2 protein-coding genes are annotated in these 14,524 nt (G+C 40.0%); both read left to right on the top strand.

The window, feature by feature from the left end; all coding sequences use genetic code 11:
- Window positions 1-145 precede the first annotated feature (145 nt).
- Window positions 146-7,309, top strand: coding sequence for a choice-of-anchor D domain-containing protein (locus V7D82_RS01350; protein ID WP_333599170.1), 7,164 nt, complete (start codon window positions 146-148; stop codon window positions 7,307-7,309).
- 374 nt (window positions 7,310-7,683) lie between these two features.
- Window positions 7,684-14,163: a T9SS sorting signal type C domain-containing protein gene (locus V7D82_RS01355; protein ID WP_333599171.1), complete on the top strand. Its 6,480-nt coding sequence runs from the start codon at window positions 7,684-7,686 to the stop codon at window positions 14,161-14,163.
- Window positions 14,164-14,524 lie beyond the last annotated feature (361 nt).

Here is a 14,524-nt window from a genome sequence, read left to right on the forward strand (position 1 = left end):
CGGTGTTTGTTTGAACTAATTTGTTGTAAATTACTAATTTTGTTCTAGTTTAGTCTTCCCTATTCTCTACTAAAATTACTTGGCCTTTTTTTGTGCGCTAAAGTCAGCTAAAAGTGAATAGGTTATAAAGATGATGATGTTGATTATGAAATATAAAAAATTACTGATTGTACTCCTTTTGCTACTTGGTTTTGCTCCCGCTTTTTCGCAAAGTGTGGTGGTGAATAAATATCAGAATGTGGGTGCCTCCGGTGATATTGTTGAGTTATTGGTCGTTCAGGATAATTTAGATTTAAGAGGTGTTATTGTAAAAGATTTTACGAGTAGCAACAGTACGGATACCGGTGGTTACATAGTCTTTAATAACATTGCTTTTTGGAACGGAATAAGGGCAGGGACTTTGATTGTCATTACATACGGATCTAATACCGCTACAGATATTACGACTAGTTGTACCGATTTTAATTTAAACATTGGCGCTGCTAACACCACTTATTTTACGACAGGATCATTAGGGACTGGTTTTGATATTGCCAATAATGACATGGTAATGGTTAAAACGGTAAGTACTTCAGGTGTTATTGATAATATTCATACTTTACGAGCGGGTGCTGGAAATGGTTCAGCTACGCAATGGCAGGGTATCATTGATGGAACAAGAACGGGAACTGCAGCACTTTCTGCAGGGAATGATTTTGTTGTGGTTACTAATGCCAATGCTCTCTTAGCAGATTATAATGTAGCCGGAGCGGCTACTACCGGCACCGGATATACTTTTGGTAGTGGCAATAATGCGAATAACACGGCTTTCATCAATTATTTAAAAGGCCCTATTTCAACAGCCGCCACTAGTGTGACCGGAATTGGGTTTACAGCTAACTGGACAGCCTTAACCGGGGCAAATGTTTATTATATTGATGTTTCAACAGCTTCTGATTTTTCCTCTTTTGTTACAGGCTACTTTAATTTGAATGTTGGCAATGTAACATCGTATGCAATTACCGGCTTAACGCCATCAACAACCTATTATTACAGAGTTAGAGGAATTAGTGTTGCCTCTACAACAACAGGTAATTCTTGTATACAGATGGCCACAACAGCATCAACCAAAACAACTGTGGCCAATGGAGATTGGGCTAATGGGGCTATATGGTCTCCCTCAGGAGTGCCGGCATCAACCGATGTGGTTGTAATTAATCATGCCGTTACTTCTACAGCTGCCATAACCAGAGATTTGTATACTACAACGACTATAAATGTTGGCGCTTCTTTAGCCGTTGGTGCTACCTATACCAGCAATGGAACTACAACTGTAAACGGAACTTTTCAATTGGATTCAGGTGGCTGGGCGACAGGTAATAGTGCCGGATTTACTTATGGTTCTACGGCAACATTGACTTTTAATGCCACTTATACAGCTAATAACGGTATCTATTGGCCTACAACCTCAGGCCCTAAAAACGTAACAGTAACTTCAGCCGGAGTTTTAACTTTGGGCTATAGCCGGACTGTTGATGGTGTTTTTCAGACAGCTAATGGAATTACACTAGGAGCAAATACATTAAATCTAAATAATATATGTCAAATCAATTCGGGAGGCTATTTCAATGCTGCGCCGATTTATGGAAACTTATCCACATTGATTTACAATACAACAGGCACCTATGGTGTTGGTAATGAATGGACAGGAAACGGCACCACTGTAGGCAGTGGTACACCACAAAATGTTACAATACAAAACTCAACGACAGTCTCAATGCCAGGGAGCAACAGAGGTATGGCTGGTGACATGACAATCAACAGTGGTAATTTAACACTTACTGCCGGTGGGGATTTACTGTTAGGTGGCAATTGGACGAGAGTTTCAACAGCATCCTTCACTCCAAATAACAGAACTGTTTTTTTTAGTAGCAGTATTACCCAAAACTTAACCGTTTCTCCCAGCGGGACAGAAACATTTGATTTTCTTACAGTCCAGGGAAGCGGAACTTTAAAATTCACCACAGGAACAAATGTCATTGTAAATGGGAATAACAGTGGAACAAGCGGTTTAAAATTAGCGTCTACCAATGCTACCAGTACTGTAGATTTAAATGGACAAACCTTAACCGTTACTGGGGGAGGAACTTCAAGTTTAGCCGGTAATCCAAGAAAGATAACCAGTTCGGTTGCTTCGGGAAATTTTATTATTACCTCCAATTTGTTACAAATCTCAGCCGGAGGAGTTGCAGGAGCATTATCTACCGATAGCAATACAATAGTAATACTGCAAAACGGATTAAATTGCGGAAGCAATTTGTTTACGATATATGGGACGCTTCGAATAGATTCGGGCGGCTATTGCACAACGAATTCGCCTAAATACGGCAGTGCTTCTACTTTAATTTACAATTCAGGCGGAACTTATGGAAGAGGCTTTGAATGGCTGGCGCTTGGAGTAGGCACAATTGCTACAACTGCCGGTTATCCCAATCATGTTCAGCTGATTAATAATACCAATTTAAATTACAACAATGGTACCCCTTTGGCAAAAGCAATCAATGGAAATCTTACCATTGCCAGTGGGTCTACTTTTGATATGGCTAATGGAACCCCGGCTTCTACGGGAGATTTGACGATAGCCGGAACCGTTACCAATAACGGAACTTTTACTTTTGCAAATGTTGCCAGTGCGGTCTTAGTGGCCGGAGATTTCACTAATAACGGAACGGTAACATTGGGTTCCGTTTCGGGAGCCGATTTAAAAATAGCCAGTAATTTTATCAATACCGGAACTTTTAATGGAAATAACAGAGCCGTTTTCTTTACTAAAACTGGAACGCAAACGGTTTCTTCAACCACAGCTTTGACAATCCCTTATGTGGTTACTACAGGGAGTGGTACAACGGTTCAATTGTTGAATAATTTAATTGTTTCAGCACCGCTAACCGGTAATGCTATCAGTTTTGGGAATGCTGCCGATGTTCTTGATATTAACGGGAATAACTTAACTATTGGTACCACGGCCATTGCCAATGTCATATCCGGTTCCGGAACTTTTAAAGGAAGCACAAGCTCCAATATGACTTTGTTGGGAACAGGTAGTGTAGGAACAGTAACCTTTTCTTCCAATCTTAATTTGGGAACTTTTACAGTAAATCGAACTACTGGTTCCGTAGCTTGTGTGATGGGCTCTTCACTAACGGTTAATACTAGTTTAGCTTTAACAGCGGGAATTGTTGATTTAGCCAATACTGCTATGACAATTGGAGCAGCAGTAGCTATTACAGGAGCTTCCTCCAGTAACTACATTATTGCAGATGTGGCTAACGGAAGTACTGCGGCATTGCTAAAAACATTTTCAGCAGCAGGGACTTTTGTTTTCCCAATAGGGGACAGTGCCAGTTCAGCTGATGGGATGCAATACTCACCCATTTCGGTCACCTTTTCAGGCGGGACTTATGCCGGATATGCCGGATTTGCGGTTGGAGATACGAAAGAGCCTAACATGGATGCTTCCAATGATTATATTACCCGTTACTGGTCTATGTTTTCATCGGGTATAACACCAACTAGTTATAGTGTTACCGGAACGTATTTGCCGGTAGATATTTTTGGCACAGAATCGTCAAGTCAGTCCAATCAATGGAATGGAACGGCTTGGACTAATGGTGGAACGGCGATAGGTTCAAATACCATGACTAAAACAGGAAATACAACTTTGCCTGCTACCAATCATTTTTCAGCAGGATCCAGAGATCCGGAAATTAACATTCAACAGGCAAGCACTAATTATTTAAACGCAAGTACTTATAATTTTGGAACTGTTGTTACCACCGTTCCGTCATCGATTACTTTTACGATACAAAATTTAGGGGCACAGACTTTAACCTTAGCAGCAGCAACTTTTACAGGCTCGCCAAATTATACCTATACTACGGCTTATAGCACTTCGGTGACGGGATTAAGTAGTGTTACTTTTGTGGTTACTTTTAATCCTTCGGGAGCGGGGACATTTACAGGAAGCATTAGTATTTCGAATAATGATACTTCGGGTTCCGAGAATCCATACGTGATTAATTTTACAGGTGTTGGCCAGTTACCTTCAGCGGAAATCAATGTGAGGGCAGCTTCAGGTGGATTTGGCAATATCACTAGTGGCAACGTCACGACCACTAATGGTTTGCAAAATACGGCTTTTGGCAGTGTTAATTTGGGATCCAGTAATACTAAAGATTTTGAAATACAAAACTCAGGAACTTCCGTATTACTGTTAACAGGAGCGCCATTAGTGAGTATTGGAGGCGCTAATCCTGGGGATTTTTCGGTAACCACTGTTCCTGCCACGAGTTCTATAGCAGCAAGTTCCAGTACCACTTTTATCATCACTTTTACGCCTACTTATGCAGGTTCAAGATCGGCAATTGTTTCTATTGCCAATAATGATAGTGACGAAAACCCATATACTTATTTGATTAACGGTACCGGAGTTTGTTTGGCCACAGCCAATACCATAACTCCAACATCAGGACCGGTTGGTACGGAAGTTACCATTACAGCAACAACAAATAATTTAACAACAGCAGGAGCAACGTTTAATGGTACCAGTGCTTCATCGGTTACTCAGGTGTCTTCTACCCAAATAAAAGCGATTGTCCCGAGTGGCGCCACTTCTGGAAATTTGGTGACAACTAACTCGCAAGGATGTACAGCTGCTAATGCTTTTACAGTACTGACTACTTTAGCTCAACCTTGTGAAGGAGGGTATAAACCTACCGATTTGTTCATCAGTGAATTTACCGATTCTAATGCCGGGAATCTTTCTTATGTTGAGTTATACAATGGCACCGGGGTTACCAAAAATTTAGCTAATTATTCGCTAAGTGTGGCCAGTAATGGTGGAGCTTACGGTTTTACACTTCAATTAAACAATGTCAGTTTAACCTCTGGAAGTACTTATGTGGTAGCTTTAGGAAATGATGCTCCTTGTCCGGCAAGTCCGGGAGGAGACGGGACTTATGCCGCACAAAGCACCGGTGGCGGATCCGTAAATTTTGCAGCCAGTGGGAATGACCATGTTGCCTTGTTTAACGGGCTGGCACAAATTGATAGTTGGGGAGTATTTGGCAATAATTCCTGGGCATCTGCCTTGACTATAGGAACGGAAGGTGCCGATTTTAGAAGAAATACCAATGTCGTCAGTCCAAATACCACTTACAGTAATTCCGACTGGACCATTACAGATTATACCGGTTCCGGTAGTGGTTCCTGTGCCAATAATGATTACACTAATATTGGAGTTTACAGTATGACAACAGCGGCATCCCCAACGGTTACGCAACATCCGGTCTATACTCCTACCTGTAAAGCTACTTCGTTAACGGTGGCCGGAACTGAAGGATTTGCTGGCGGAAATGCTCTGGCTTATCAATGGTATGCTGTAGCACCAAGTACCAGTGCCTGGACAGCTTTAACAGATACTGGGGTTTATTCCGGTTCATCAGCCGCGACTTTGTCAATAACAGATATTTCCGGACTTATTGGCTATCAATTTTATTGTCAAATTAGAGAAAATAGTGCGACTTGTTATGCGGCTTCCAACGCTATTATGATTACCTCAGGACAATCTACCACCTGGAATGGAACCTTGTGGTCTAACGGGGCTCCGACCACAAACACAGCTGTGATAATAAACGGCAACTATGATACGGCGGTTAATGGTAGTTTTGATGCCTGTAGTGTTACGATTAATAATGGATTTACGGTAGATATAAAATCGGGGAATTATGTTTCCATTCAAAATGATTTAACGGTAAATGCCAGCGGGAATTTAGTGGTTGAAAATAATGGTTCTTTAGTGATGATTAATGATGTTGGAATTGTTACTAATAATGGAACAACTCAAGTGATAAGAACAACAGCACCATATGAAAAATACGATTATACGTATTGGTCTTCGCCAGTTAACAATGCCAGCATAGCTACTACTTTTACGGGTTGGCGAACTGATTATTCCTTCCAGTTTGCTACGGCAAATTTTTCGGACACCCTTACCATCAACAGTGCCGGAACCGTTACTGCGGCAGTGCCCGACAGTTTCGATGATTATGCTCCATGGGCATGGCAAAATTATACCGGAACCATGACAAATGGTAAAGGCTACGCTATTATGGGACCTACTTCGGTAGTGTTTAGTCCAACAGCAATTAGCACGGTAACTTTTTCGGGTAAAGTTAACAATGGAATTGTGTCCATCCCTGTTGTGGAAAGTGCTAATGCTTCGAGTACGACAGATGATTATAACTTAATTGGAAATCCATACCCGTCAGCTGTTTGGGCCAATAAATTCATTACGGATAATGGAGCAAAAACTTCAGGAACCCTTTATTTTTGGACGCATGTCGCTAATGTTTCGGTTTCTAATCCCGGGCCTTCTGCATCCAATTTTATATCCGATGATTATGCTGTTTATAATATGTCGGGAGGTACTCGAGCCAGTTTTACAGGAAGTACTGTCCCAACCGGTTATATCGCTTCCGGTCAAGGATTCTTTATTGAAGCACAAGGCAATAACAGTTTAGTGTTTAACAATTCGATGAGAAGTAAAACGTATTCGAATACTGATTTTTTCAGAACATCAGGTTTAGGATCGGAAAAAGACCGAATTTGGTTAAATCTTCAAAATGCCGATGGATTGTTTGGCCAATTGTTAGTAGCTTATTTTGACGAGACTACGCTTGGCTTTGATTGGGCCTATGATGGAAGAGTCAATCCGTCTAATAATTACTTGAGTTTTTATTCTCTTTCGGCAGAAGATAAATATAAGATACAGGCCCGACCAGCGTTTGATTCCTCGGATGTAGTGCCGATAGGTTATTTCAGTGCAATTTCCGGTGATTTTACTATCAGTATCGATCAAAAGGAAGGCGTATTCAATGCAGAAGCAACGGCTATCTATTTAGAAGATTTGGATATGAATATCATTCATGATTTAAAACAGTCGCCCTATACATTTACTACTAATTCGGGTAGTTTTGACACTAGATTTGTATTGCGATATACTAACGAAGCTTTGGCAACACCCGATTTTGCAACCTTAAATAACAGTGTTGTTGTTGCTACCAATCATGGGGAACTGACCGTTAAATCGTATCTCGAAGCCATTAAAGAAGTAACAGTTTACGATCTGCTCGGGAGACAATTATTCGAAGCCAATGCTATTGGACAAAATGAATTTGTAAGCAATACAATTACCTTAAGCCAACAAACTTTAATTGTAAAAATCAGATTAGAAGATGGTACTCAGCTAACCCGAAAAATAATCCTTTAGGGTTAAGTTAATAACAGTAATTGGCACCCTCAAAAAATAGTTTTTGTGCAGAATAGAGTTGTAAAAAGGCAAAAACACTCCTAATTGAATAACCTCTTTTTTTTGTAATACTGCTGAAAGCCAAAAAAACCACCTAAAGCTACTATTAAAAAATCCTTAAAAAAGTAAGGTTTATAAGGCGCTCTGCAAAAGTTGGCAAAAAGTACAATTAATTAATAATTTCTTAAGGACAAGCATAGCTAATTCGGTAATTATACTGTAATTTTGTCGTCCCATTTTCTACTAGCTAAGTCTTGAACCCTTTGGTGTGTCTAATTGTGTCAAATAGTGAGGAAATGGTATTAGAAATTAATGCTATAAATACTTCATTTAGAATGAAAACAAAGATACTTTTAATGGTGCTTTTCCTAAGCTCTTTTTCTTGGGGGCAGACTACAGTAACAGCAAGCGGAATGACTCTTGCTAGTTGTCCAGGTACACCTACCACAACATGGACCACACCACCAACAGGTTTGACTTTTTCGAATATAACAAGGGGTTCAGGGGTTACGTGTAGTACATTAACAACGGGGATTACAGGTTCTGGATTTAATGGTACATTAGCCAATAATATTACTAATAACTGTTGGTATACCTTTACCATCACTAGTAATGCCACAACAAGTTTCACTTTGAATTCTTTGAGTTTAATCTCTCAAGTTAGCTCCGCAACGGGTACTCCAAATGTTAGTGTTCAGTACAGTACAGATGGAGGTACTACTAAGAATGTAATAGGAGCTTATACACCTACTGCGTCTTCTGCTACATATGGTATCACTCCTGGTTCAACTATCAGTGTTCCTGCAAGTACTACTTTGACTATTTATGTTATACCAAATACACTGACAGCTTCGACTACAACATGCCGTATTACTAATGGCTCTAGTGTTTCAGTTACAACCTCTTCAACATCCACTTCCTACTCAGGCGTTACCACAGGATCCGGTTCAGAACCAGGGACTATTTCATCGCTAATTAACACCCAGGCAGCATCGTCTTTAAACTTTGATTTTTTAGTTACCGATGATGCCAATATTGCTGGTGGGAACGATGTTTTGCCAACATTAATCAGTCAGATAGTAATCCCGCAAGGAACCGGAAATGATATCGCCGATTGGACACAAATCATAGCCGGTGCGGAACTTAATGATGGAACCAATACTTTAACCGGAACGGTGAATGCAACGAATATTACTTTTTCGAGTATTGGAACCGGGGCGGGAGCCTTAGGAAATATTACGGATGGAAGTACTAAAACTTATACCCTTAAAGTGTGGCTGAAAACCGCTTTAGGAGGTACATTGCCAACCACTGTTGACGGATTGAATTTAGCCTTTAAAATAGACAGAACCAATTTTACTACTCCGAGTTCAGCCACTTCGACGCAATTTGAAACTGGTGCCGGAACGGTTGTAGAATCAGGATCAACCAATAATGCGGTAGATGTTGCGGCTACGAAATTAGTTTTTGTACAAGTGCCGACCACTGTAAATCAAAATGCTACCATGTTACCTGCCGTAACGATCAGTGCTGTAGATGCTAACGGCAACAGGGATTTAGGATATAGCACAAACGTATCTCTTACTTCAACTGGAACAATGACGGGTGCTCCACTGGTGGTTGCCGCTTCGTCAGGTTTGGCTACTTATGGTTCAATAGTCCATACGGCATCAGGTACAGGATTTACGATGGCAGCTACTTCGGGTTCGTTGACGGCTACCGGCAACAGCAGTACGTTTAATGTAATTGCGCCATCAGCCACGATAGGAGTTACGGGTTATGCCCATAACAGTACTTATGCTTTTGGAAGTTATGCAGCAGGAGTTACACCACCTACACAAACATTTACTATTACTAATACCGGAACCGCTTCGATGACTATTTCGAGTATAGTTATAACCAATACTACCGGAACCGGTTTTTCTATTTCGGGTGCTGTGCCTACTACTGTTGCCGTAGGAAGTAGTGCTGCAGTTACGGTACAGTTTTCAACCAGTACAGTTGGTGCTTGTACGGGTAATTTGGTTATCAATAATAATTCAGCTAATCAAACGGCTTATGTTATCAATTTAACAGGAACAGTAACGACAAATAGCGCTTCGGATATTATTCGCAGTTCCGGTTTTACGGAACCTTCAAACATTGCTTATGGTAATTATCAAACCGCAAGTATATCAGGTTCCGGAGCGGGAACTAGCAATATAAAAATTGCTGAGTTTACAATACAAGACGGTGGCGGAACCAGTGATAATGATAGTGCGGCTACCATCTTAAATTCGATAACATTTTCGGTTACAAATTCAGCAAATATTAGAAGATTGGCTTTATACGAAAACACGACCTCCTCGTTTGTTGGTACAGAACAGGCAGGAGCTGCCAGTGTAACCTTTAGCGGTCTTACTTTAACCGCTTCGGATAATGGCAGTAAAACGTTTAGCGTTTATGCCAGTTTCAATGCGGCTGTTACCGACAACCAAAACATAGGCGTAACGATTACCAGTGCTACCGCCAATGTAGCCGGAACTACATTTGCAGCGGCTAATGCCGGAGGTGCCGCCAGTATTGCTTCAGGAAACAGCAATAAGATAGTGGTAACAGCGGACCGATTGACTTTTGTAGCACAACCTACCACGACCAGTGTTAATGTTAGCATGGCACCATCGGTAACTGTTTCTGCCAATGATATTTTGGGTAATAGAGATACAGATTTTGTGGGATCGGTTAGTATTGTTTCCACTGGAACTTTGACAGGAAGCCCTGTAACGAGTACCGCTGTTTCAGGTTTGGCCACCTTTAGTTCATTAACCCACACTGTTATCGGAACAGGATTTTATTTAACAGCAACCACAACCGGATTGGCTAATAATACTAACGTTAATAATGCTAATACTTTTGATATCACTTCTATTGTTTATGCACACGGAGATTACAGAAGTACCGGCAGCGGAACCTGGTTAGGAACGTCAACGGCTTCCTGGGAAAAGTATAGTACCGTAACCGGTTTGTGGACAGCATCAACGGAGCCTGCGAGCAATACGGCCAATGCAGTTTATGTTTCAAATGGTACCACAATTACAACCGGAAGTTCGTTTGGAGGCGTTAATATAAAGGTGCTTTCTGGAGGAACGTTTAATTGTACTTTTAATTCAACGGCCGCTTCTTTATATATTTATGATGGAGGAACAGCCTCTTTTAGTGCTAATCCATTTAAAATAACTAATGATTTTGAGATTGAAGACAATGGAACTTTTATTTATAACTATAGCTCAAATGCGGGTAATTCAGCTAGTGTAAGAGGAGCTCTGTGGAATGGTACGGAGAAATTTCACCCTAAATCCAATTTTATTATCAAAGATCATAAGACAGGTGCAGGAAATTACTTTTTGCCTGTAGCAGATACCAATATCAGTACACAAAACTATAATGGTGTTGCCGCTTATTTCGGGAATTTGATTATTGATCTGGGTTCAGCAGGCGATAATAATACTTTTAGATTAACCAGTAGCAATACGGCCACAGATAACAGTAATTTCAATGGTAAAATATTGACCTATAATGATTTGATTTTCAGAACATCCAATAGCAGTACGAACGTCAATTTATTTTATGGAGCGACTAATTTAACCATCAACGGAAATCTAAAAATAGAAGACACTTATACGAATACCACTATAACAGGCACAACTTCTGCTATAACAGGTACGTTGACCGTTAATGGCGATTTTATAAATGAATCGGCAAAGACTTTTACCGTAGTGAATAATGCTTCCGGAAATATTACCTTGGCTGTTAATGGCAATGTTAAAGTCAATACTACCAATGCTAATGCTGGAACCATTAATTTAGCAACTACCGGAACGTCAGTAGTTAATTTAAAAGGAAATTTGACGGTAGGTTCCACCGGTACACTGACTTCAGCAGTAGCGTCAAACTTTAATTTTGCGGGAACTTACGTAGCCACTCCTCAAACGATAGATGTTGCCTCTACCGGAGCCACCGAAAATCAAAATATTGCTTTCAAAGTAAATAGCGGTGCTTATGCACAACTTATAAATCAGGATTTAGAATTAGGGAATAACAGCAGCGTAACCGTTGCCGGTATTTTAGATTTTGGGTTTAACGGTTCCACACCATTATTGGTAAAAGAAGTTCCTGCTGGCGCAACAAGTACTGCGTTTACATTGAATACTGCCGGGACAGCAAAAATCACGTCTCCGAAAGGATTGATTAAAACTACTAATGCCGCTCCAAACAACGGGAATGTAGTAACCGATACAAGAACTTTTACCAACGCTTCTACTTTTCATTACATTGGGATTGTTGATCAGGAAACCGGTGACGGAATTGCAGGATCAAATGCTAAAACAATTGTTTGCGAACTTAATGCCAATACCACAAAATTAAGTTTGACCAGCACTTCCGGAATTACCTCACCGGGCTTGTTGGATATTCGTAAAGGTCAGGTTATAGAATCAACAACCAATTATATTACTGCCAGTAGTGGAGGTTTGACAATGGCCGATGGAACGTTGTATCAAATTCCTTCATTGTCAACGGATGCAACGGATTTGATTCCAAGACTTACTGGTATTTCAAGCGATTATGTACTGTCAGGGGCTTCAACCATTGAACTTAATGCCACAGATGATATAACATTGGCATACGATCAATATTTAAGAGGATCCAGGACCTACAGAAACCTAACATTCTCCACAAGTGGAACAAAAACAGTATCCACTAATACAACTTCTATCACCGGAACGGTTTTAGTTAAAGACGCCACCATACTTGATGTTGCCGATAATGCGATGGGAGGAACCGGGACTAATTTAACCATGACCGATACCGCACAATATAGCACTGCCGGGATTACAACTAAGCCTGATGCCAGAGGAACCTATACTTTAGGAACTGCTACTAAAATATCCTTTACCAATTCGTTAGCAACGATGGAAAGAATATACCTGACACCGGTGTATGCCAATATAGATATAGTAGGTTCAAATGTAGGAACCAATGGGGCTTCTGATGTAATTACATTACAGTCAGGAACCACTTTTGCTGTAAAATCAACCGGAGTTTTTAAACAATACAATTCAAATGGATTTAACGGAAGTACCGCCACGGCTGTTAGTTCCGCTAATTCACCCACTATTAATTTGAATACCGGATCAACGGTTGAATATGCCGGAGCCAATCAGACTTTGACAGCCATCTCTTCTCCAAATCCGTATTATAACATGACTGTTTCCGGAACGGGGACAAAATCGATAGCTACTGCTTCAGAAATTTTTATTGACAACCAATTAAATGTCACCGCAGCAACGTTACAGGTTGACAGTAATAAATTGTTGACGGTTAGAAATGCAATCAACAATACCAGTGGGAATAGTATAGTAGTCTTAAACGGAGGTAATTTGGTTCAAGTCACCGATGTGGATAATGCTACCGCTAATACCAATGTTGGAAACATAAGAATGACCAGAACGTCGAGAGCCATGAAGATTTTTGACTATATTTATTGGGGGTCACCGGTTAAAGAAAGTGTCTTTTCACAGATTCCGGCCATTTTTAGTGCCAGTTTTGATTGGAATTTGAGTGGGGCTATTGACGGAACATGGAATTATCTTTCCACTACATCACCTGGAAAAGGGTTTATCACGAGATTTAGTTCCGCAAGTGCGGCAACCGATTTCAATTTCACCGGAACGCCAAATAATGGTGTAGTTAAAACGTATGGAGACAGTTACGATAACGGGGTTACAACGACTGTAACCGGGAATACCATTTTGTTGGGCAATCCTTATCCGAGTGCTATTAGTGCTTCAAGCTTTGTTACCGATCCTGCTAATTTGAATAAAATTGGAGGAACGCTATACTTTTGGACCTCCATCACTCCTGTAACCAATTATGTGTATACCACAAATGATTATGCCACCTGGAACGGAACCGGCTCCACAGCTGTCAGCGATGTTTCGGGAACTACTACTTTGAAACCGACAGGTAAAATTGCTTCAGGTCAAGGCTTCTTTGCTGTTTTGAAAGCGGATTACGATGTTACGTTTAACAACAGCATGAGACTTAGAACCACGACTGATAATTCCCAGTTTTTCAGAAATAATCACAGTAATGATATTGAGGCTCCAACGGGTAAAGTTTGGTTGAATTTGTATAATGCTAATGCTTTCAGACAAACATTAGTGGGCTATGTTTCGGGAGCTACCGATGATTATGATAATCTTTATGATGGGACTAGCATAACATACAATCCGATTAATATTTATTCTATTTTAAATAATGAGCCTTTAGTAATTCAAGGGAGACAGTTGCCTTTTGTTAACACAGATCTAGTTCCTCTAGGGGTTAAGATTACGAATTCGGGGGATTATAAAATTGCTATTGATCATTTGGAAGGACTGTTTGAAGAAGGGCAAAATGTTTATCTGGAAGATAAAGTATTAAATATAATTCATGATTTAAAACAAGCGCCGTATGAATTTTACGCAACATCAGGCACCGTTAACAATAGATTTGTATTGCGTTATACCAATGAGGCTTTGGCAACACCGGATTTTGAAACCATAAAGAACAGTGTTGTTGTTGCAGTCAGTCATGGTGAATTGACGGTTAAATCATCTCTTGAAACTATCAAAAATATAACCGTTTACGACCTGCTGGGAAGACAGTTGTTTGAAGCCGATGCTATTGGGCAAAATGAATTTGTAACCAATACCATTACCATGAGTCAACAAGCCTTACTTGTAAAAATCAGACTGGCAAATGGGATGGTAGTAATCCGAAAAACGATACTCTAGGTTTAGACCGGTATCATTAATTTTCCTCATTAAAAAAGTGTTTTTTAGTGAGGAAAATTATGTAAAAAACAAAAGTTGTTATAATAAAATAGTTACAATAAAATTTGTAACCCCCCTAAAAAACAAAAAACTACCGGAAAAATTGTTAAAAAAGCTATTAAAAAACCCTTAAAAAAGTAGGTTTTTTAAAGTATCCCTACAAAAGTTAACAAAAAAAGTACACTTTATTAATAATTTCTTAAGAAGAAGTGTCTGTAATTCAGTAATTTTAGTATAGATTTGTTGTCCCATTTTCTACGAGTTAAGCCTTGACCTTTTTTTGTGCGCCAAAAATTGGTGTATTGTCATGGAAATTAATGAG

Origin of the sequence: Flavobacterium sp., from assembly GCF_036741995.1 — a bacterium.
Classification (GTDB): Bacteria; Bacteroidota; Bacteroidia; order Flavobacteriales; family Flavobacteriaceae; genus Flavobacterium.

Coding starts and splice junctions, on each gene's coding strand:
- V7D82_RS01350 (WP_333599170.1), top strand. CDS start 146: ATGAAATATAAAAAATTACTGATTGTACTCCTTTTGCTACTTGGTTTT.
- V7D82_RS01355 (WP_333599171.1), top strand. CDS start 7,684: ATGAAAACAAAGATACTTTTAATGGTGCTTTTCCTAAGCTCTTTTTCT.